This window comes from Prochlorococcus marinus str. MIT 9211 (assembly GCF_000018585.1).
Taxonomy (GTDB): domain Bacteria; phylum Cyanobacteriota; class Cyanobacteriia; order PCC-6307; family Cyanobiaceae; genus Prochlorococcus_D; species Prochlorococcus_D marinus_B.
Genome location: NC_009976.1, coordinates 658,125 through 680,614, shown reverse-complemented (window position 1 = coordinate 680,614; position 22,490 = coordinate 658,125). Strand labels below are relative to the sequence as shown.

21 protein-coding genes and 1 tRNA gene are annotated in these 22,490 nt (G+C 35.8%); 10 read left to right on the top strand and 12 right to left on the bottom strand.

Features of this window, described 5'->3' with window-relative positions; all coding sequences use genetic code 11:
• Positions 1-29 precede the first annotated feature (29 nt).
• Together P9211_RS03755 and P9211_RS03750 are read right to left on the bottom strand one after the other, a co-directional pair.
• Positions 30-1,697, bottom strand: a complete 1,668-nt coding sequence (locus P9211_RS03755; RefSeq protein ID WP_012195326.1) for a peptide chain release factor 3 — start codon at positions 1,695-1,697, stop codon at positions 30-32.
• 39 nt (positions 1,698-1,736) lie between these two features.
• Positions 1,737-2,432, bottom strand: coding sequence for a class I SAM-dependent methyltransferase (locus P9211_RS03750; protein ID WP_012195325.1), 696 nt, complete (start codon positions 2,430-2,432; stop codon positions 1,737-1,739).
• A 114-nt stretch (positions 2,433-2,546) separates the two neighbouring features.
• On the opposite strand from P9211_RS03750, the gene nrdJ reads away from it, so the two are divergent.
• Positions 2,547-4,886: a ribonucleoside-triphosphate reductase, adenosylcobalamin-dependent gene (gene nrdJ / locus P9211_RS03745; RefSeq protein ID WP_012195324.1), complete on the top strand. Its 2,340-nt coding sequence runs from the start codon at positions 2,547-2,549 to the stop codon at positions 4,884-4,886.
• Positions 4,887-5,062: 176 nt separating this feature from the next.
• Positions 5,063-5,329: an RNA recognition motif-containing protein gene (locus P9211_RS03740; RefSeq protein WP_012195323.1), complete on the top strand. Its 267-nt coding sequence runs from the start codon at positions 5,063-5,065 to the stop codon at positions 5,327-5,329.
• Positions 5,330-5,363: 34 nt separating this feature from the next.
• On the opposite strand, the gene P9211_RS03735 is transcribed toward P9211_RS03740, so the two are convergent.
• The 4 genes from P9211_RS03735 to P9211_RS03720 form a co-directional block, all read right to left on the bottom strand.
• Positions 5,364-5,558 carry a hypothetical protein gene (locus P9211_RS03735; protein WP_012195322.1) on the bottom strand — a complete coding sequence of 65 codons (195 nt, stop codon included), beginning with the start codon at positions 5,556-5,558 and terminating at the stop codon, positions 5,364-5,366.
• Positions 5,559-5,802: 244 nt separating this feature from the next.
• Positions 5,803-6,519, bottom strand: a complete 717-nt coding sequence (locus tag P9211_RS03730) for a polyphosphate polymerase domain-containing protein (protein ID WP_012195321.1) — start codon at positions 6,517-6,519, stop codon at positions 5,803-5,805.
• Positions 6,500-9,118: a CotH kinase family protein gene (locus tag P9211_RS03725; RefSeq protein ID WP_012195320.1), complete on the bottom strand. Its 2,619-nt coding sequence runs from the start codon at positions 9,116-9,118 to the stop codon at positions 6,500-6,502. The genes P9211_RS03730 and P9211_RS03725 overlap by 20 nt, the downstream gene beginning before the upstream one ends.
• A gap of 11 nt (positions 9,119-9,129) precedes the next feature.
• Complete coding sequence (locus P9211_RS03720) at positions 9,130-9,819, bottom strand: DUF4956 domain-containing protein (protein ID WP_012195319.1); 690 nt, start codon at positions 9,817-9,819, stop codon at positions 9,130-9,132.
• A gap of 159 nt (positions 9,820-9,978) precedes the next feature.
• Between P9211_RS03720 and P9211_RS03715 the strand changes: the two genes are divergently transcribed.
• Positions 9,979-10,063, top strand: a tRNA-Ser gene (locus tag P9211_RS03715).
• A 231-nt stretch (positions 10,064-10,294) separates the two neighbouring features.
• Here the strand turns inward: P9211_RS03715 and P9211_RS03710 are convergent.
• Complete coding sequence (locus P9211_RS03710) at positions 10,295-11,392, bottom strand: glycosyltransferase (RefSeq protein WP_012195318.1); 1,098 nt, start codon at positions 11,390-11,392, stop codon at positions 10,295-10,297.
• Positions 11,393-11,947: 555 nt separating this feature from the next.
• Entirely contained in the window at positions 11,948-12,934 is a 987-nt protein-coding gene (locus P9211_RS03700) for an NmrA/HSCARG family protein (RefSeq protein ID WP_143703336.1), read from the bottom strand.
• A 228-nt stretch (positions 12,935-13,162) separates the two neighbouring features.
• Between P9211_RS03700 and P9211_RS03695 the strand changes: the two genes are divergently transcribed.
• Positions 13,163-13,672 carry a VHS domain-containing protein gene (locus P9211_RS03695; RefSeq protein WP_012195316.1) on the top strand — a complete coding sequence of 170 codons (510 nt, stop codon included), beginning with the start codon at positions 13,163-13,165 and terminating at the stop codon, positions 13,670-13,672.
• Positions 13,673-13,677: 5 nt separating this feature from the next.
• A complete protein-coding gene (locus tag P9211_RS03690; protein ID WP_012195315.1) occupies positions 13,678-14,073 on the top strand; it encodes a hypothetical protein in 396 nt (131 codons plus the stop codon).
• 43 nt (positions 14,074-14,116) lie between these two features.
• Here P9211_RS03690 and P9211_RS03685 read toward each other — a convergent pair whose 3' ends face one another.
• A complete protein-coding gene (locus P9211_RS03685; RefSeq protein ID WP_012195314.1) occupies positions 14,117-14,593 on the bottom strand; it encodes a pentapeptide repeat-containing protein in 477 nt (158 codons plus the stop codon).
• Positions 14,594-14,842: 249 nt separating this feature from the next.
• On the opposite strand from P9211_RS03685, the gene P9211_RS03680 reads away from it, so the two are divergent.
• Positions 14,843-15,025 carry a hypothetical protein gene (locus P9211_RS03680; protein ID WP_012195313.1) on the top strand — a complete coding sequence of 61 codons (183 nt, stop codon included), beginning with the start codon at positions 14,843-14,845 and terminating at the stop codon, positions 15,023-15,025.
• A gap of 74 nt (positions 15,026-15,099) precedes the next feature.
• Positions 15,100-16,749, top strand: coding sequence for a GMC oxidoreductase (locus P9211_RS03675; protein WP_012195312.1), 1,650 nt, complete (start codon positions 15,100-15,102; stop codon positions 16,747-16,749).
• On the opposite strand, the gene P9211_RS03670 is transcribed toward P9211_RS03675, so the two are convergent.
• Both P9211_RS03670 and P9211_RS03665 read right to left on the bottom strand, forming a co-directional pair.
• Positions 16,730-16,996, bottom strand: coding sequence for a DUF2811 domain-containing protein (locus tag P9211_RS03670; protein WP_012195311.1), 267 nt, complete (start codon positions 16,994-16,996; stop codon positions 16,730-16,732). The genes P9211_RS03675 and P9211_RS03670 overlap by 20 nt on opposite strands.
• Positions 16,997-17,440: 444 nt before the next feature.
• On the bottom strand, positions 17,441-18,490 hold the full coding sequence (locus tag P9211_RS03665) for a sirohydrochlorin chelatase (RefSeq protein WP_012195310.1): 1,050 nt from the start codon (positions 18,488-18,490) through the stop codon (positions 17,441-17,443).
• An 84-nt stretch (positions 18,491-18,574) separates the two neighbouring features.
• Between P9211_RS03665 and P9211_RS03660 the strand changes: the two genes are divergently transcribed.
• The 3 genes from P9211_RS03660 to P9211_RS09745 all read left to right on the top strand — a co-directional run bounded on the left by P9211_RS03660 (position 18,575) and on the right by P9211_RS09745 (position 21,865).
• Positions 18,575-19,861, top strand: a complete 1,287-nt coding sequence (locus P9211_RS03660) for an FAD-binding protein (RefSeq protein WP_012195309.1) — start codon at positions 18,575-18,577, stop codon at positions 19,859-19,861.
• Between the two features lie 29 nt (positions 19,862-19,890).
• On the top strand, positions 19,891-21,468 hold the full coding sequence (locus P9211_RS03655; RefSeq protein WP_012195308.1) for a SulP family inorganic anion transporter: 1,578 nt from the start codon (positions 19,891-19,893) through the stop codon (positions 21,466-21,468).
• A 109-nt stretch (positions 21,469-21,577) separates the two neighbouring features.
• Complete coding sequence (locus P9211_RS09745; protein WP_012195307.1) at positions 21,578-21,865, top strand: hypothetical protein; 288 nt, start codon at positions 21,578-21,580, stop codon at positions 21,863-21,865.
• Positions 21,866-21,912: 47 nt separating this feature from the next.
• Here the strand turns inward: P9211_RS09745 and P9211_RS03645 are convergent, their stop codons facing one another.
• Positions 21,913-22,482 carry an alpha-ketoglutarate-dependent dioxygenase AlkB family protein gene (locus P9211_RS03645; protein WP_012195306.1) on the bottom strand — a complete coding sequence of 190 codons (570 nt, stop codon included), beginning with the start codon at positions 22,480-22,482 and terminating at the stop codon, positions 21,913-21,915.
• Between the last annotated feature and the right edge of the window lie 8 nt (positions 22,483-22,490).

Genomic DNA, 22,490 nt, shown 5'->3' with positions numbered 1-22,490 from the left:
CACTATATAAGAAAAACATAAAGTTATACCTAAAGACTTATAGGATCTACTCCACTTACAACGGGTGCGACAGTACTCAAAATTAAATTTGGATGATCCTCGGTTAGTTGGTTTAAATTCCATTCATTTTTAAAAAGCAGAACTGGTCTATGCCATGAGTCCTGTACCGTTTTGCAATTAAAAATTCTTCCTATCTCCTCAAGTACAGGCCAACCTCCATCTACCCACCTTGCGACTTGATAACCCAGTGGCTCTAATATTGTCTCTACGCCATATTCATTTTCCAGCCTATGTTGAACAACTTCTAATTGAAGTTGTCCTACCGCTGCCAGGATAGGGTCTCTTTTACTTTGATCATTGTCATAAAGTATTTGTACAGCACCCTCCTCTCTTAGCTCATTTACTCCTTTCCTAAAATTTTTAAATGAGGAGGGATTGGGATTACGTAACCAACTGAATATTTCAGGACTAAAGCATGGGATCCCTTCATATTCAATATGTTGGCCTGTATAAAGAGTATCTCCAATTGAGAACATCCCTGGATTGTTCAATCCAATAACATCCCCTGGATAAGCATCCTCTACTACTGCACGATCTTTCGCAAAGATTTTTTGTGGTCTAGATAATCGAATATTTTTTCCAGTTCTAGCATGACGAACAGTCATATCTTTTTTAAAACGGCCACTACAAACTCGAACAAAAGCAATCCTATCTCTATGACGAGGGTCCATATTTGCCTGAAGTTTAAAAACAAATCCACTAAAAGAATCTGTTGTGGGATCAATAGGACCACTAGCACTATTTCTTGCAACTGGTCCTTGTGCAAGTTCTAAGAAAGTATCAAGGAATGGCTTTACACCAAAATTTGTCATTGCAGAGCCAAAAAAAACAGGTGTTAATTCGCCTGCATGAATTAGCCCTATATCCCTTTGTGCAGAAACCTCATCTAATAAATTGATCTCTTCTAAAGCCTTTTGTAAAAGATCATCTTCAACTAACTCTTTAACCTCAGGAGCATCAAATTTATAACGCTGCTCAATAGACTGCTTGCCTCGTTCTGTTTTTGTATAGATCAAGACATCTCTAGTGCTTCGATCAATAAGACCTCGAAAAAGATCCCCACTGCCAATAGGCCAATTAACTGCCCAGGTTGAAAGCCCTAATTCAGCCTCAATCTCATCCAATAATGAAAGAGGCTCTTGTCCGGGCCTATCCATTTTATTTATAAAAGTAAAAATAGGTATTTTCCTAAGCCTGCACACTTCAAACAACTTCCTTGTTTGCGGCTCCAGACCTTTCGCAGCATCTTCAAGCATTACTGCATTGTCTGCAGCAGCCAGAGTTCGATAAGTGTCTTCAGAGAAGTCTTGGTGGCCAGGAGTATCTAATAAATTAATAGTTATCCCCTTGTACGCAAATTGCAAAACTGTTGAAGTAATAGATATCCCTCTTTGCTTTTCAAGTTCCATCCAATCCGAAGTAACTTTTCTTTGTTCGCCTCTAGCTTTTACTGCACCAGCTTGCTGAATAGCCCCACCATATAGCAGTAATTTTTCAGTAAGAGTTGTCTTGCCGGCATCTGGATGAGAAATAATTGCAAAGTTTCTCCTTTTATCAACTGCATTAAGCAGGTCTATCCCAGATATGTCTTCTGAATTTGATTTCGAGGGATCGTTGGTAGAGGAAAAGGAGTTCATCAATAGGTTTAGAGTATTACTTATTAATCCAGTAAGGAATTAGAAGAATCCTTTAATTTCAAGATAGCGATCATCTACTTCGTAAACTTTTAAGCTGTCCAACCCTGCCATGAGAAGTTGATCTCTTACTTCTATAACAGTAAACGAAGCATGTAAAGAAGCTAGATAATCATCTTTTAAAACTTTAGGGGCATCTGGAAGATATTTTTCCTGTAAGACTAAAGCTTCTTTAGTTGAATAGGGGCGACGTAAATCTCTATGAAATTGGCAAGAGTTAGGTAAAGAAATTTTCTTAACAGCCTCCCAAAAAATTGATGGGTTATGAATATGGTGAAGAAGGCTATTACTAACGACTGCATGAGCAGATTCATCCAAGGTTGTTTGATCTCTGTAAATTGACGAGATATTTTTTTGAAAATACACAAGCCCTTTTAGATTGTATTTTTGAATTAAGTCCTTTCTCCTCCTTCTAGCCACAGACAACATTTCCTCTGAGCCATCAATCCCAACCACTTTTGCTAGTGGCCATTTCATGGCTAGCAACTCTGTAATATTTCCTGGACCACATCCAAGATCAATAATTAAATTTTTTAGTCCTAATTCCCTACCTGAATCCATTAAAAATTTTTCGAAGTCTTCTAAAAGCTGGTTATCACTCGATGAAAAGTCAGCCTCTGAATATGCATTAACTTGAGAAGCTTTAAGCATAAGCTCTGGTTCTGTAACACGTTGCACTAATAAAAAGCCGCACTGTATGGGTTCTCATTTATACACTGTTAATGGTGTTAAAAAAACTTGCCGACGCTACTTGTGGCGTTAGCGTGCTCTTACTAACTGAATCAAAAGATCTTGACTCTTGCTACTAACCGCCCCGAGACCAACGATTGTTCTATTAATCCAGGCAACAATCAACACGATTTCCCATCAACTGCTCCCGCAGCAAACCCTGTTTTTTATAGAACATATAGTCGCAAGACACCTATCGGAAGAGAAAGTTGGACCGAAGTAAGTCAAAGAAATCTAGAAGGCTTAAATCAATTAGGAGCTCTAAATGACTCTGAGCTTGAATTAATGGCCAGGATGCAAGCAGAGAAAAAAGCATTGCCATCTGGGAGATGGCTATGGATTGGTGGTACGGAATGGATTCAAAAAGAAAAAAACTTTTCAGGCGCTTATAACTGCACTTCTACCAACCTGATTGACTGGGAAGCTTTTGGATTAATGATGGATCTTGCAATGATGGGCTGTGGCACAGGAGCAATAATTGAACCTCACTTAATAAGCCAGCTTCCAGTAATTGAGAATCCTATAGAAATAAAAAGTGTCTCAGAAATCGGAATTACAGATCCTTCAAAACGTCAAGAAAATACCTCTTTAAAAATTGATGGGAACGAAGTATTAATAAAAGTTGGAGACAGTAGGCGAGGTTGGGTAGATAGTTACCAAATGCTACTTGAGTTAAGTAGTGATAAGAGGTTCAATCGCCAATCCGTTCTAGTTACTATTGATTTGACAGATATTAGGTCAGCAGGCGAGCCTCTGAAAGGCTTTGGTGGAATGGCTAATCCAGTTAAATTAAAAGACTTATACCAACGTGTTGCAGGAATCCTTACCAAAAGTCTAGGTAGACAACTTACCTCCGTCGAATGCTGTCTACTGATTGATGAAGCTGCTGTGACAATAGTTGCAGGAAATATTCGTCGCAGTGCAGGGATGAGACAATTCCTAGAGAATGATATAGAAGCAGCAAGCGCAAAAGAAAATCTCTGGCAACAAGATCAGGAGGGGAACTGGCGTATTGACCCTGAAAGAGATGCTTTGAGGATGGCTAACCATACTCGTGTCTATCATTCAAAGCCAACATTAGATGTAATAACAGAAGCAGTAACTAAACAATTTCATTCTGGCGAAGGTGCCATCCAATTTGCACCTGAGGCCATAGCACGTTCCAACGCAGATCTACTTTCAACTTCTGAATTAAAAGAAGAATTTATTGAAATCTATTGTTCTCAAGGTAAAGAAGAAGCTGGGAGATGGCTTCAACTAAACTATGGCCCAATCGATCCTGAGGAATTAGAACATCGCCTTGGTAGATACGGACTTAACCCTTGCGGAGAAATCCTCGGGGCAGATTTTCACTGCAATCTGGCAGAAGTTCACCTTAATCAAATCAACCCTTTAGATGAATTAGGACAAGAAGATGCATTCAAAGCAGCAGGACTCTCTGTAGCGTGCTTACTTAACCATAAATTTGAGGTTGAACGTTATCGCAAGAGTCGTGCCTTAGATCCTATTGTTGGAGTAAGTTTTACAGGCCTTTTTGACTTCTTTGTTCATGCCTTTGGTACTCCATGGCTTAAATGGTGGGAAGAAGGTAGGCCAGATACAGACGAAGGCAAAGAATTCAAACGCAAAGAATCGGAGTACCTATCTCGTTGGAAAAATATTGTCAACCAAACAGTATGGGATTACTGCGACAAACATAGTTTACGTAGACCAAATAGATGTACAACTGTTCAACCTGCAGGTACTAAGAGTCTTTTAACTGGAGCTGCTCCTGGATGGCATCCGCCAAAAGCTCAAAGATTTATTAGAAGAATCACTTTTAGGAAAAGCGATCCAGTTGCGATGGCATGCATGGACTATGGCTATACAATTGTGCCCTCACAGTCGGATAAAGATGAAAACGGGCTTCTATTAAATGATCCATTTGATCCAAGATGCACAGAGTGGTTAGTTGAAATACCAACAGAAGTTAGTTGGGCAAATATCCCTGGAGCAGATGAAATTGAAATCAATAATTTCTCAGCATTGGCACAGTTTGATTTTTATATGCAAGTCCAAAGTAATTACACAGATCACAACACCTCTGCCACGATCGAATTCCGTGAAGAAGAAATTAAACCATTGTCAAAAGCTATATATGATTCAATCGATCAAAACAAAGGGTATATATCAGCAGCTTTACTTGCAAGATTTGATGCCAATGCCACCTTCCCAAGACTACCTTTTGAGCCAATAGATTCCAAAACTTATGATCAACTTCTCAAGGATGTTCTTGAAAGACGAGTAAGTACTAACTTCTTCGAAGCTCTAGGCCGATATGATCTTGGCGAATTAACTGAAGCAGGGCCAGCAGGATGCGATTCAGATAAATGCCTGTTGCCACTAACAAGTCCTAAAAAATAAATTTTGTGGTTTGAGATTCTTAAAAGCCCTTTTAAGCAAGAAGTAGAAACTATTTTATGCCTTCTAGAGGGGGGGGGGGCATAACAAGATTTAGTCTTTAAATTAAAAAAATTCTTGGCAGAACTGTTTTAAAGAGCTAAAGCTTAGTTAGGAGGTTTTTTTTTTAAGCTAAAACAATGACTACAACTGCTCAAAAGACATTTGAGATTATGGATAAAGGTACCCACGACGCCATCATTGATCAATTAAGAGCTTGCCATACAACCGAAGAGATCGTTGAATTTGAACGTTGGTTCAATTCAACTGTAAAAGAATTTCGACTTTATTCGGTTATTGCAGAACTCCTTAGGAATAGATCTATATCAAGAGCTACTGCTTCTAAATGGTTCGAAGCACTAATTAAACACCGAGACGATAAGATAGAACACTTAAGTATTGGATAAGCAATATCAGCTTCTATAAAGAGCTATTCCTAATTTAGAAAGGGAAAGGTCCAGAGGCTCCAGTAGAGGAAGTAAAGCCTGTTAAGGCCCATATCCCGAAGGAAAATAGAGCACAGCCTATAAAGAACATGAGGTGAGAGATATAACGAATTTTCTCCTTCTCAGATATTTCACCTCCCATTGGTAAATCGCCTAAGAAACGAGACTGATCACTCTTGGAACTTGCCATGAAAAAAACACGAGTCGTTGAAGCGGATTATGGCACAAAACAAACGGTTCTACCCATTTTCCGGGTTCGCTGAAATCTTTTTATTAAAAAACCCTATAACTAGATAAAGAAATGCATATTAAATTTGTGGAGGATCATTAATTGTTCCTTCTAAGGAAGATATGACCTACTTACCCACCCCCCAGGCAAAGGGAACAAGACTAAGAAAAGAGAATCGAAAATAGCCCATTTCCCTATATATAAATTAATAGCGTTGTTTTCTTGAGTGGAGAGAGTGTATCAGTCTTATGCCGTTGACATATTTAGAATTCCTAGTCATACGAAATGGAAAATAGTTTGTAATCAAATCAGCGTCTAGATCTGATTGTTTCAAATATTTTAACTCTAGTATAGTAGAATCTTCTTTAAGATAGTAATTAAAATCATTCTTTATAGAATTAGAAGTTGGGAAATAGAGTAAGTTCTTATCAACTGTTATCCTAAACATCTTATCGAAAGATAGATAATAGCTTCTTTCATAAGAATTCAACAAGGATACCCTTAAGCTCTTAATCCAATGGTAATTTAAAGGTAGATTTCTGATACTATCAGAAAGACTAAAGGGATTAACTGACAAAGATCTATCTGGAAAATTAAAGGGAGATATTTGAAGTGTCTTCTTAGTCCCTACATTACCTGATTTGTATTTAATCTCTAATTTAGGGTTGATATCACCAAAGGTTTCTCCGTACCATCTAATTCTAACTTTCTTACGTTCGGACAATCCATTAATATTCTCTTTAAAAAATTGGTAATTCGGTGTGTCTAAATAAATATTATTTACAACTCTCTTTGCATATATCTCAGAAAAGCATAGTGGAGTTGACTTAATTAAATTGGATATATTATATGAAATGATATTCGGTACTATAAACTTTCTCTCATATCTCCAAACAGTTTCCTTATTGACTTTTCTTTCCATATTGCTCTCCATATAAAAGTGACTCTACATTGTTAGCATTATATTCATAATTAGTCCCATTAATCACTAGAATAGATTTAGGCTCTAACAAGAAAAGCTTATCTACATCAATAAAGGATGCTTTAGAGATAGATATAGAGCCAGGACCATACTCCGGTTTTTTCTGAAAAACAGCGAACCCAAGATCACTATTACTAATATCTACTGACTCTAGTTTAGCAATAGATTTATCTTTACTTGCAAAGCCTATTGCGGAATTTTTAATCAATACATTATTACCAGTAATATTACTCTCCTCTCCAATACTGATTGCTTTGTCTCCTGCTCTATCAATGAAGATAGATTTTAAAGTTACGGTACTTCCAGAAAAATCCAGTCCGTCATTGCCAGAGGTAAGAACATATGTATTTTCTATGATGCCATTTGAAAAATCAACATCTAGCGAATCTGATTTTGAGTTGATAAACTGTGTATCTTCAATAGTAAATTGCGACTTAACTATATTCAAAGCATCCTCTGCTTGAAAGTCAGATAAAAGACAAGATTTAATGCTAACAGGAGATTTATAGAATGTTATTGCGCCTGTTAATCCCCAATGTTCGTCTTGGGGACTTGAGAGTCGAGTGAAGTTGACGAATTGAACCTTCGACATTTGATTAGCTTCTAAAATAAAAATACCTTGTCCCTCTGACTCTGCGCTTATATTTATAGGATTAGTTGAATTGCCAAGAAAAAGTATTGGGCTTCGCGAAATAATAGTAGCTTTATCTTTTAATATGAGGTTTACTCCAGGTTTTGCTGCAAAGGTAAAACCTTTTGGTATTATCATTGGTTTTGATAAAACCCAACTTCCTGGCTTGATAGTAATCCTTTTAGCTGAGTTATCTATACTTAGGAAATTGAAGTCTTCTATATTACTTGACCGACGCATAATATCTGTTAGGGACTTGTCATCCTCAAACCTATTATATGGTTTTAATTTAATGAAATTAGATTGATTAGCTCCTAAAAGTCTATACTTAACTCTTAGTTTGTTATAATCCAAATTCTTAAAATCAGGTATTTTCTCTATTGAAGGAATAGTAAGTTGGTTATATTTTACATAGGATTCATACTCTTTTCCTGCTATTAAATATGGATTGCTTAAGACATAAGGATTGGAACCTAAGTAATCAATCCCCAAAATCTCTAATGGAAGTCTTTGTTTATTACCAATTGAAATAACAACTTCTTTTTCATCTATTCTTTGTAAATAAGAATTTAATGGAGTAGTAGGGTTAAGCTTCTTACGAATAATCTCACTATTTAGTTTTAATAATTCAGTGAAGTCTTTAACTCTTCTATCAAAGGGGAATGAATAGCGTAAAAGCTTAAGGTTAAATTGATATTCATTATTATTTTTAAGAAGGAAATCATATAAATAATCAGGGCTTGATACTTTATCTAAATAATATATATATTTTTTTACTAGTTCTGGATCCATAAAGAAATCTAAAGTCTGATTTCTTTCTATTAATAGTTTGGAAATTGATTTATTATCTGGTATAGAGTCAAAACCTACAGGTAATAGTTTGCTTGAAATAGGGTTGTAATAGAATCTTAAATTAATCCAATGGTCTCCATGATGTCCATTCGCAAGATCACTTAAGGCTAAATATGCAGCCAAGGTTTCGATATCAAAAGCTTCTGATGTCGTTAAATAGCCCTTGAGAAATCCTTCTAACAATTGAGATCCCTTTTTAAATTGATTGCTTAAGAGCTGGTCTTTTAAGATATAGTTCTCTTGAAACGCTATTGGCTCACTTCTATACTGGCTATCATCGTAGGCTGAATACGCTGAAGCACCTTCTCCTTTATAAAGTGGGTATTTCGATTCTAGATCTTTATATCTTAGTTTATTCTCCCAAAAAATTGCTTCTGACATACTTATGATAGGTCCCTCCTTAAATCTGTTGTTTTCAATTAATATTTTGTCAAAGTGTTCTTCAATTGAATAAACTCCATAGTCCTCTCCATTTAACCTTAATGAGACAAATTTATATCTAAGCGATGGAACACCTTCATCTTTAAGCAATTTATGATAAGTCCATTCATTGATATACCTTCTAGTATTAGGTGTTTGCAGTGAAAATTTCTTCATTCCAAATAATCTTTTACCATCTCTTACTTTCACTCTAAATGACCATTTCTTTCCATCAAAATGGTCTACCCTATCACCTTTTAGTCTGATCCTAACATTATAGTCTTTATCATCATATTTAATTATTGCATCTACGTAGTCCCCTTCTTCTGTTTGAAGTACTCCCTTTTCTAATGCATTATTGCGTTTGAACTCTAATTTCTTATAATCTAGAAACTTAATGTCAAGTTCAAGTACTTCTGCTTTCCTATAAGTATATATAGATTTTAAACAGGCCAACGGGCTAAATTCCAACTCCTTACAAGACGTAGAAATATTTGTAGTTCCAAATATAAAGATAGGAGAAAGTAATGGGATACTTAAAAAATATAAAAGCTTTCTATTCCTGTTCAATTTACTCTTAAGGTAAAGGCTATATTTTGCCAGGATATTCTTACTGCTCAGATACTTTACTTTCATATCAATTCACCTTAATTTTCATATAGAGTTCCATTCTCAATGAAATTGATCGACAAAGAAGGGAATTTGAGCCTTAATTTATCCTTTATATATATTAATTTCTTATAGTTATCAATTTCAATACAAAGTGCGATCTCAAGTATTGAGTTATCTTCTGTTAATCTTTTTAGATCTAAGGAGTCAGAGTTTGTCCTTAGCAAATCAATTATTTGTTCTGAATCTGTTGAGCTTGGCTCCTGTGATGTAATTATAAGATTTACACTTTGTTGGTCTCTTGACTTTATAGCTTTACTTTTAACTATATACAGACCAGTGATAATTAGAAATCCTACTATTGAAATTAACCTTTGATTTGCTCCTAGGCCTAAACCAATTGCTATACACAAGAATGTAAAGGCTAATTCTTCTGGCTCCTTCAATGCTGTCCTAAATCTTACTATTGATAATGCACCAACCAATCCTAAAGATAAAGCCAAAGATGACTTGACTATTGAAATTATTAGCATTGTAGTCATTGATATCATATTAAAATTCTGCGCAAAGGACCTTCTATTAGAAAGACTATTTCCATACTTTGTATAGATGTAACCTAGTAAACTTGATAAAATAAACGCTATCAAAATATTAATAGCAAAAATCTCTATGCTTTGTTGTTGTGGTGAATTAGCTAAAAACTCTTGAAAAGGAAGGTCTTTGTTCATGTGAATCTCTTTGAGTCTACCGTGAGACCCCAATTAATCCAATTATAACTTCTTTGTTTATGAAATCTGGAAATAAGTCCAAAAACCTTCTTCAAATCAATTCATTGGTTTGGCTACGGGTTGCTAGTATGTAAGTTGCAGAGCAATCTGTCTAAATTTGGAGGGGTGGTCGAGTGGTTGATGGCTCTGGTCTTGAAAACCAGCGATGTGAGAGCATCCGTGGGTTCGAATCCCACCCCCTCCGTTTAAATAATTAGGATCTCACCCTACTCAACTCATTAATTTATAATCGCACTAGCTCAAAGCTATAGTTGGTCTGAAAAACTATCCTATAAGGTTATTTACCAATAAAATAAAATAAGCAATAGAAGAAAGTTTGCGAAAAGACTATTATGAGCTTGTATACAATATTTTCTCAAGAGTCTCTATTTTGCTCATAACTAAATGCATATTGATAGATATCACATAAACATTTTTACTGTACTGACTTATATAAATCACCATACGCTTTAGTCATAGCAGAAACCGAAAATTTTAATTTCTGAATACATTGAGCATTTGCTCCAATTTGCTTTCTTAATTTGTTATTACTTGATAGTTTATTTAGAAAGTAAGAAGCCTGTTCTATATTTCCCAATTCATAGAAAAAGCCTGAATCTCCATGGATTATTGTGTCTAGATTCCCTGGAACAGCTGTGGCCAATACAGGCAAGCCTACTGACATTGCCTCTAATACAGAAAGAGGATGCCCCTCTCTAAGTGAAGTTGAGATATAAATATCTGAAGCGTTGAGGTAATCAAAAACATTTGTGATATGACCTAATAAGATAATATTGGATAATTTCTGAAGTCGAATATATCTATTAAGTTCAGATCGCAATGGTCCTTCTCCCATAACATAAAAAAAGATATCACTATTTGCTTGGGCTATATCTATGAGCTCAAATAAATTTTTTATCTGTTCTAACCTACAAGAAGTTATAGCTACAGTAATATTAGTAGGTATAGATAAAGATTGACGAAGCCTATTAATATAATTGGTTTTAGTCTCTTTTAATTCTTGATCTAGGACTCCATTTGGTATTACAACAGATTTATCTTTTAATAATATGTTAGAGTCTTTAGCCATCTTCATTTCTGAAATTGAAACAAAGATATTGTATGTATTTATCATAGAGAAAATTCTTTCATATGTTACATATAATATTTTCAATATAACCTTATATCTGCTTAGATGTACTCCATGATAAGTGTGAATCAACTTGATCCTAGTAAAAAAGAAAGCCATTCTTGCCAGGAGACCAGCAGCCTTCCCATGCGAATGAACCAGTTCTATAGAATTTTGCTTGATAAATTTGATAATATTGTAAATATCGAGAAAAGATATCTTTCTCTCTTTTATAAAAAGAAGCTTGCCAGAAATACTTGCTTCAATATCATTTAAATATATACTGTTATTGGGACAAGCAACGTTTATAACAAAATCAGAGCTTAGACGTTCAGTTAAAGTAGATAGTTGCTTAGGCCCCCCTCCCGAGGAACTGGAAGTAATCATTAATACTCTTCTTGCCATATGAGCTGAGAGAGTGATTAAAAATATTATGGCACATTTATAGACTAATTTAACCTCTAGGTTCGATCTCTTTAGAACTAAACTCTTCAAATATAATCATAGTGCTGATACTATAATTTGATTAAACCTACTAAATTTACAAGCCTATAATATTTAAATATTAGTACTTATTAATTATTCCCACCTGTTTCACGAGAGTCGCTAAAAAATTCAGATGAGAACAATAGGCTGGAAGCTAAAGAAAATATTGCAATGATAAAAAAAACAAGAAATTCTAATTTGCTATGAGCTTCATAAAGTTTTACCTGCAATAGTCCAGCATTTATTATTGATGAAAGAATATACCAAGCAACTGTCCATGAAGAAAGGTAAATAATAATTTTAATCTTACTATCCATAGAAAATAGTAGTAAAGGACTACAGCCTTAGCGCTTGAGGTTATAGAGACAAATAAACCTTATCTCCAATACAATTAATACTCCAAAAATAATAAAAAAAATTCTAGATCTAATATTTCTTCACGACTTTTAATTGAAAAAAAGGTAGCTATCTGCTTTAATTGCTAAATACAGGTGACATATACAATTTAGATTTAAGCCAGCTATATAGAGAAGTGATTTCAAGACCCAAATCATTTGATAATTTCCTAAGTTCTGGAATATTGGCTGCGTAACCTGAATTTTCTATCCAATCTGCCATTACAGCTATATCATGCTCGAGAAGATTCAATAAGGGTCGTGGGAGCATAAAATAATTAGCTTTCTTACCTTCCCTTGCTAACAATCCATTTAAAATTTTCGTCATTTGATTACCTGTCAAACTCTCTCCTGCAAGATTTAATTTTTCACCAAGGAATCTATCTGGATTCATTAGAATAGCAGTCGCCCAAGCACCAATATCTTCTACTGCGATCGTCTGCCAAAGACTTTCTGGCTTAACTACCCCAGGGAAAATATAAGGTGAGATCTGTATTCCAGGCAAATCACTATAGAAATTTTCAAAATAACTGCAAGGTCGAATAATTGTAGTTAGATTGTCTAGTCCTGCTTGGTTTATCATTGCTTCTATCTCCCACTTACTAGAGAAATGACTCGGTACCTTAATTGTATTATCAAGTCCTTGTTTTAAACCATGGCAAACTGAGCTAAAAATAAAATGCTTAAGCCTTCCTTTTTTCATTACTGAGCGTACAGCTTTAATTAAATTTTCTCCTTGCTTCATTTCATAATCTCTAACCATGCTACCTCTAAATAAACGCCATCCTTTTGTAGGAGTCGTATTCCCAAAAATTGCATAAGCATCCATAAATGAGTTTTCTAAACTATCTTTATTAAGAAAATCTGCCTTAACTAATTGAACATTAGGGTAATTTAGAAGCTTTAATGCACTCTTAGAAGATACATCCCTTGTTAAAGCACGAATTTTGAATTTATTTGTCTTAGATAAATGGTGTATTAACGCGTTCCCTTGAAGGCCTGTAGACATTGTTACAACAACAATGGGCATATCAAGATCCACCTTTCTTTCATTTATAGGCTTCATTTTTGCCGATACAATACTCACGCTAAGGAACAAAAAATAAGTTTTAAAAATATAAGAGATTTCATTTCTTTTCGCGAGCAATAAATGCCTGCGCCAAATCCATGCAATTACACCTGACAAAAAAAAGAGACAGCCATCTCATTAGGGCAGGAATCCATATACATTTCATATAGACCCTATAGACACTCCATATAGAATTAGTTACTATAGTGCTAACTCTAAGAAGTTATGGAAAGTAGCTGGAGCAATTCAAGAGATGAATGGCTTAGGAGGACTTCACTATCGGAAGAAGTTTCTTTATGGGCCCTAGATTCAATCTCAAAAAAAGAAAGAGACGTGTATGAGCTGGAAGGTTCCTTAAAGAATGAAAAGCCTGATAAAGCAGCCCAAAAGCAAAAGGCTCTTAGAAGAGAAATTAAATATGAAATTGCAAAAAAAGACAGTTATCTTGATGAGCTTTCTTTAAATGCTCCTAGCTCTTACAAGCTCCAAGTCTCAGTCCCCTCAAGTTTGAACTATTTAATGAAAGCTTGGGCAGCTGCCGAAGGCAGAGATCTTTCAAGTGTTGCTTTGCAATGTCTCGAACTCGGATTAAGAGAAATGAAAAGTAAAGGATCTATTCCTTCTATTGCTATAGAGCGATATGACATCGCATGCGAAAAGAGAATTGCCCTTGCCGAAGTAAATAATTTATTGGAAAAGCATGAATGCTTTTCTTCTGAAGCAACAAATACCTAAATGGAATGAATTTTACACTTCACGAATCAGCCCTAATCAAGCCCGTAATGCAAAGCATTGCCAATCTTGCTTTAGTTAGGCAAAGGAAAGGCCCAGCTGAGACAGGTATCCTTTATACATTATGTGAATCAGATAAAAGCAATTTGATAATCGGTTATACAAAGGAGGCTAGAGTATTTACATCATTCACTAAAATTGAAGGACTTAGATTGCTAGGTAAAAAATTTGGATCAAAAAGAGAATTAGACTTAATAAAAATCACTCTTAAAGAAGTTGGCTTTGCTTGTGAAGCTAATCAATGTATATACAAGTCTTCACCTAAGATGATTAGATTACTTAAAATGCTTGGTTGGCCTATAGAATCAAATCTTAACCCTTATAAGAAGAAGTTATCCATTTAACACTCTAAATAATACCTGTTCAATATGATTAAGTTTAAATTAATTACTTACATTCTAGAGAATCTCTGGTATTTCTAGTACTTACTGAATTAGTTCCAGATGCTATAGAGCATAAATAATTACGTTGATCATTTGTAATTAAAACATTTGTAAAGTCACTTCCAGAGATTTTTACATCTTTAAATTGGGTATTAAATGCAAAGGCATCCTCTAAATAAGCATTAGTTAAGTCAGCTCCATCCAGAATAGAAGAATCAAGAGTAGCGTTCTTAAGGTTTGTATTACTTAAGTCGGTTTTAAGTAGTTTAGCTCCAAACAAACTTGCCCCTTCCAAGTTACTGCCCGATAAATTTGCATTCTGGAGGTTGGTTAGGTAGAAAGTGGCACCTCGAAGATCAGTGTCTGAAAAGTCAGCTCCTACTAAATATTGCTTACCATAATCATGTTCAAGTGCCCATGAAGGGTAAGCAGGTGAAAAAAGAAATACTAACAGCAGAAATCCAATCAAATGAGATCGCATAAATTTACGTCCTGATAGCTCGACAACCATATCTAGCACTAATTGTTCTAATTTGTGTTGTTAAGACTTAATCAAGTTAAGAAGAAAATTTACAGAACGTCTTGGCTTTTGTAGCAAAGTTAAGTTAGGCCTTCAGTTATGCTAAGGAAAAAATATTTTTTAAGTATGCCATCTGCATCAAAAAAAGTTTCAGTGATAGCAATACTTCTGAGAATTGTCGCCTAAGAGTTTTTTAATCTTCAGAAAAAATTGATTATTCAAAATTTTGCTAATGATGGTCAATCCGTTGCTTCATTACTAAACAAAGACAAATTAGTAAAGGAGCATTATGCATTCATCAAGTGGGTAGATGATTTTATGAAGGGCTTTGATATAGGTTCTTCTAAGCAAAAGTCCTATTTCAATCCTTATATCGAAGATATTGTGGAATAGTTTATTGTTTCACCATCATGACATGGTAGAAGCTAAATTTATTTACAGGTAAACTACTTAAAGATCCATTAGTTGTGACAAATACTTACGAAGCAATTGTAATTGGATCAGGTGCCACTGGGGGGGTAGCTTCTCTTACCCTTGCGAAAGCAGGAGTAAGAGTTCTTTTAGTAGAGGCTGGGCCTCTTTTAACTGCGAAACAAGCACTAGGAACAGAGCCTTTAAATACATTCAAAAGATTATTATCAATATTTAATGGAAATCATAGAAAACAAATTCAACATCCTGGTTATTGGAAGGCAAATCCTTCTTTATATATAAATGAGAAAGAGAACCCATATATATATCCAAAAGAAAAGCCATTTATTTGGACACAAGGAAGACAAGTTGGAGGTAGAAGTCTTACTTGGGGGGGGATAACATTAAGACTTTCAAATAGTGATCTAAAAGCAGCAACTAAAGATGGATATGGTCCCGAATGGCCTATAAGCTATTCAGATCTTGAACCTCATTACAATATTTTAGAAAGATTTTTCAAAGTGCATGGTTGTAATGATGGACTAACACAATTACCTGACGGATATTTTATTAAAAACCTACCTTTTACTAATTCTGAGTCTCTATTTGCTAGCGAAGTAAAAAGAAAGCTCGGTTATCCAATAATCCATTCAAGAGGTTTTGGTCCCCATGCTCATGTCAATGATGAAGAATGGCCCAGATCAAGTAGCCCTGGGAGTACGCTTAAAGTTGCTTTGGCCACAGGAAAAGTTAATTTGCTTCCTGAGCATATAGCAGAAACATTAATAATAAATAAATCGAATTCAATTGCCGAAGGAATAATAGTTATTGACAAAGAAACAGGGGCTCGTAAAGAACTTAAGAGTAAATTAATCGTACTATGTGGCTCTACAATACAAAGCCTTAGACTTCTACTAAATTCACAAGAAAAGTATAATAATAAAAGATTAATAGATCTTTCAGAAAGTCTAGGATGTAATTTAATGGATCATATTTCCACCTGTAGATTTTTTGCAATGCCAACAAAAACTGAGTCTAAAGACTCTAAATTTTTAACAGCCCAAAAGTTATCAGGTGCAGGTAGCTTCTTTATTCCATTTGGCAATAAGTTAGATTCAACAGATGATGTTGATTTTCGAAGAGGCTATGGTATTTGGGGAGCAATAGATCGATTTGAGCCTCCTGGAATACTAAAAAGAAAACCAAATTCAAAAATAGGTTTTTTAATAGGACATGGTGAAGTACTTCCCTATAAAGAGAACAAGGTCACTCTTTCTACTCAACTAGATAAGTGGGGTGTTCCAATACCAAGTATTGAATGCGAATGGAAGACTAACGAGATAAAGATGGTTGCTCATATGAATAAAACAATTCAAAAATGTATTTCCGCAGCTGGAGGTGAAATACTCCCGCTAAAAGAACTAATAAAAATGCCTTTTGTAGAACCTATTATTAACAGTGCAATGGCAATACAAGACAAAGCTCCTCCGCCTGGGTATTACATACATGAAGTAGGTGGAGCTCCTATGGGGTATTGTCCAGAATCTAGCGTTTTAGACCCATTAAATAGATTATGGGCCTGTCCAAATGTATTAGTAGTAGATGGATCTTGTTGGCCAACCTCTTCTTGGCAAAGTCCAACTTTGACAATGATGGCTATATCAAGAAGAGCTTGCTTAGGAGCTATTAAGAATCAGAGAGCTTAAACAAGTCATTCAAATATCTCTCTGTAACAGCCCTATCATCACAGCCGCTTTGAAAAAGAAAATTAGCCAAAGCAGAACTCATTACACGATATTGGTCCCACTTAGGGTTGGTACTTATAAATTCATTCATTCCTTGATATAAAGCCTCTGGAATCTCGGTTTCGATGCTTATTGATTCTGTTTTCTCAGGGCTAATTTCAGACGCATTTGAAACTTGGCTGATGCTTTCAAGTTGAGGAAGGTCCATTGATTAATTGAGGGTTTCTAGTTGAAGAAGTTCACTTGAGCCTGAGAGCTCTAATTAAATTCACCTAACAAGGATCCATAAAGTTCTCCTTAGAGTCAAAGCTAAAGAAATTATGCGATAGATTAACGAGACATCATGAGACTCATTCCCTTCCAGTAATTCGGCTTTCCATAAATTGCAAAAGTCCTTACTCGGAAAACTTTTGACAATCTTGTCAAGATAAATTGATTACTAATTCAAAAAACCACAGTTCTACAGCTTTCCAGGCATCTTCAGCAAAAAATAGTGGAAAAAGTCTATTTAACTGTGGAAATACTCTGGGGAAAATCTTTTAAAGCAAAAAGATAAGTCATGCTTATACCCTGCGAGTCCATTGCGACGCAACCAAGACAGAGACAGCTGAGCCATGTATAAATACCTATTTATTTCATATTCTGGCCTACTTTAAAAGCGAAGCGTGACAGGGCCAAGCGGATGATCAGACCGTGGGTAAGGGATGCGGTCATGGTCATGGTCATGGTCATGGTCATGGTCATGGTCATGGTCATGGTCTATTAGCTCACATTCGCTTGTACATTCATCCTCACAGAGAGTACAACCTTCCGAAACTCCTTCTACATGATGATGGTGACTCTTCTGAGGGGAGCCAACTTCATGCTCGAAACCCAAAAGATTAGCTCTATATTTACAAAGTGAGCAGTTCATGGAGTTATCTCCATCTACCACTTCTCTTATCCGCTCAATTACGGTTTCTAAAACCAAATTATGGTTGCCCAAATATTTTGCATTCAAAAACTCGATCTCAGGATGATCCAAAGCCACTCTAGAAGTCTGCTTTCTTATTCGACTTACTAGTACCCCGGAAAAGAGGAAATATGGAAACACAACGATTCGACCAAATCCAAGTTTGATTAAATGCCTTAAGCCTGGTTCAACTAAAGGAAATGACACTCCAGAGAAAACTGTCTCTCCCCAACCAAATCCAATACCTTCTAGCAAAAGCCTTGTGATTTTGGAAACATTTGAATTTGCATCAGGGTCTGAAGACCCTCTGCCAACGACAACTAAAAGAGTGTCTGACAAGGGATGTGCTTTAGAAGAGTTGATAGCATCTAAAACTCTCTCGCCAGAGGCACCAACCATATTATTAGTTATTCCAAGCTCACGTCCATAATTAATTTCTAGCCCGCTTTCAAGAGAATACGCATTAAGGACAGCAGGAATATCATTTTTTGCATGTCCTGCCGCAAATAACATTAAAGGGATAGCAATTACTTTTTTGACACCTTGTTCTCTCAGAGAATCCAAGGCCTCTGAAATAATTGGTCGAGCGAATTCAAGGTAACCGTATCCAATAGGAACATCTGGCAAAAATTGCTTTAAGGAAGTTATAAAGGACGCAAATTCCTTAACAGCCAAAGCATTTCGACTGCCATGACCAACAATCAAAATACCTATATCAGAATCAAGGCTCCTTAAATCTGTAGAAGTCAAAATCTAAAATCACTTACTAAAGAACATATCGTGATTACAGGTCAAAACCTAATCTCTAATAATCATTAGCCCTATAAAAAAATAATGATACCCCCCCAAGTCCCTTTTCAAATTCACAATGCACAAGCCCAAGACGCAAATATCACTGGCTTTTTTGAAAAAGTTGACACTAATTTAATCAAACTTATTCAAGAGGATCAACTTCATCCAAAGCCATTAATGCTTTGTAGCGGAGGGACTTCCAGCAGATGCTCTGCAAATGGTCATTGGACACTTGACCTAAGAAGAAATTACAAAACCATTAATTTCAATGCACTAGAAAAAGACGTGGTTATTCAAGCAGGAGTCAATATGAATGAACTATTAAGTCATCTTGTCAAAGAAAACAGGATTTTTCCTGTTGGTCTATCTGGTATCACTGGGATTGGGTACATATTAACTGGTGGAATTAGCCCTTTAAGCAGAAAATATGGATTGGCAATCGATCAGATTCTTGAGATTGAAGGAGTTTGGGGGAATGGGAATAAGTTTAGAAAGTTCAAGCCAGGTTTATTAACTCTTGAACAAGATATTAATGAATGGAGAGGGCTTTGCGGAGCCGCCCCTTTTTTAGGAATCATTACAAAGTTGAGGCTTAAAACAAACCTTTTAAAGCCACTTTACTTATGGGAATCTTCTCTATCACCTGTTCAACTTTCAAAAACAATTCAAATTGCAGAAAGTTGGCCTGATTATGCAAGCCTTCATTGGATTTGGGGGGATTATATAAAAGCTTTTGCAATAGTAGAAATTGATTCTTTAGGAAAAATGAAAGATGTAGAGGGAATTTTAAATCAATTGCCTAAAACTATTGATTCAAAGTTATTTAGAATAAGCAGTTTAAATAAATTAAAAGAGATGAAAGTACCTGTAATAGAAAATAAAGAAAGCAATAAAAGGTATTCAGAAGTTCTTGGATTACTTGGCTCCCCATTGCTAAGTAGGTCCTATGAGTTTGTAAAATCTATAGAAGAAATTATGAATTTACGACCCAATAAACAATGCTATTTAGCAGCGCAACAGTTGGGTGGAAACACAATGCGAGCAAGCGAAGGATCTACTTCTTTTGTTCATCGGGACGCAATGTGGAAGCCCTGGATTACAGGTTCTTGGGATCCCAAAAGTAACGACGAGAAAGACAAAAGTCTTACATGGATGGTAGAGGCCTGGTCTAAAATTGAACCTTATTGCCCTGGAGTTCACTTAGCCCAATTACACGATCACCTTCCTTGGCATACAAAAGAAGTTAATGCAGCATTTAAAGAATGGCTCCCAGGGCTGCAGCAATTAAAATCAACTTGTGATCCAAAAGGTATTTTGCCTCCTCTTTGAGATACGGTCTCAAAAGAAAAAACATCTCGATGCCGACAAAAAACAACGCGACTTTTTTTAATCAGTGGTTTAGCAGCCCTAAAGAAGATCTACTTTCTGGTTTAGTAGTTGCCTTTGCAATGATTCCAGAGGCTATTGCTTTTTCTGGGATAGCAGGAGTTGATCCACAAGTAGGACTATTTGGGGCATTTTGCCTATCCATAACAATTGCTCTAGTCGGAGGCCGGCTGGGGATGATCACTTCAGCCACTGGATCAACGGCGCTATTGATGACTGGCGTAGTTGCTACTGGTAATGCACAAGGAGAAGGGCTTGGGCTCTCTTATCTAATAGCAGCAGGATTATTAACAGGAGTTTTCCAAATTCTTTGGGGATATTTACGCTTGGCATATCAAATGAGATTTGTGCCAACTGGTGTATTAAGCGGTTTTGTAAATGCCCTTGCATTATTAATTTTCCAAGCCCAACTTCCACAATTAGGATTGAATTTGCAATATGGCGAGCATATACATAACGAACAAATGAGCCAAATGCTTCCTACTGGAATCCAAATACCTATTGTATGGGGATTAGTAATACTAGGCCTGATTATTATTTATGGTCTTCCAAAAATAACCAAAGCAATCCCCTCGCAACTTATCGCAATTTTAGTTTTAACACTAATATCTATAGGTTTAGATCTTCAAATACCTACTGTCCAAGATCTTGGTCAACTTCCCGTTGGTTTACCAAGTATTTCTTTGCCTTTTGGATCGATCGATAATGGGAAAATACCTTTCAACATGGAGACATTCGGAATTATTCTTCCTACTGCACTTGCTATTTCACTTGTAGGGTTAATGGAAACATTTCTTACTCAGGACATACTTGATGAGATAACAGATTCAAACTCAAACAAAAATGTTGAAGCTAGAGGTCAAGGAATAGCAAACATAGTTTCATCTCTGTTTGGAGGAATGGCTGGCTGCGCACTAGTTGGACAATCAGTTATGAATGTAGAGAATGGAGGTAGGTCAAGACTTTCAACCTTCTCATCTGGTATTAGCCTTCTTATATTGATATTACTTTGCAAACCATGGCTAAAAGAGATACCTATGGCGGCACTTGTATCAGTAATGATAACTATTGCTATTAGTACTGCTGATACAAATGGACTAAAAAACATCTCCAGAATACCTAGAAGTGATACCGCAGTAATGTTAATGACTTTCTCAGTAACGATGCTAACAACACCACATAATCTTGCTCTAGGTGTAATTGCTGGAGTTGCTCTAGCCGGAATATTATTTAGTCGTAAAGTTGCAAAAGTAATTAAAGTTACTTCAAGCAAAGTAAATGAAGAAGAGATTATTTATAAAGTATCTGGACAACTATTTTTTGTAAGTAAAATATATTTTGCACAGGGTTTTGATACACATGATCACGTGAAGAAAATAACCATTGACATGACGAATGCTCACATATGGGATCAGAGTGGAGTGGCTGCTCTTGATCAAATAATAAGGAAACTTACTTTGGGCGGATCAAATGTTAATGTTATCGGTCTCAACAAAGAAAGTCTTGATCTATTTGATCGACTGGGTGGTCAAGAGCCATCCCATGGATAAACATTCGCAATTAATTAAAAAAGATATGTAAGCAACAAAACATTTTATAACTACTAGTATTCTCACTACTTATTTATATGTAGAATTCTAGTTACTTACTTGTGAACTCATGGCCTACAATGAGACATTAGTCGTAGCTGGTGGAATTGCGCACGTTCCGATTCTTATAACTCTATTGAAATTCTTTGACGGGAAGACTTCTAACAGGCAAAAAGGCGCTGAGGCATTAGCCAAGAAGAAAGCAGAGGCTGAGGCTGAGGCTGAGGCAAAAGCTAAAGCTCAGGCACAAGCAGCAGCAGCTAAGGCAGCTGAAGCAAAGGCAGCTGAAGCAAAAGCAGCAGCAGCAGCAGCAGCAGCAGCAGCGAAAACAGATCCACCAGCAACTACTTCCGAATAAAAAGCCAACCTAAAAGTCAGATCTGTCGGCCAAATTTCTACTGGTTATTACCTATAACAACGAAAGGTTAGATTTATTCTCACTTCGCTAACCTTCTTTCTTTTGGGCAAGCAATGTTTCCAATTAAATTGGCATTCAGGGTGCATTAACAATAAATCACCGTCTCTAAGTTCAATATTATTACTTGAGGAATCTATTAGGCTCCTAAAGAAAAAATCTCTAGTAGCACCTAATGATAAGGAAGCTATTGATTTCTTAGGGTCAAGCTCTTTCTCATTATCTGAATGCCATCCCATGCAATCATTACCATCTCTATAAAGGTTTATTAGGCAGCCGTTATAATTTGTTCGAGAAAAGTCTCGGATATAATCGAGCAACGGAAAAAACCATTTAGGCCAATCTTCCGCATAATGAATAGCACCACTATATTTATATGAGATACCTTTACTTCCTAAAAATGCTGTTAAACGAGGAACAGAATATCTTTTTGAGTAAACCTTAACGACAGGTTGAGTCCATTCAAGATTCTCTAGAATAATATTTTTCCAGTAACCAGTCTGATTATGGCTAATTAAAGCTGGGAAATAGGACCATTCGGTATTACTTAAAGACTTCATAGTAAAAT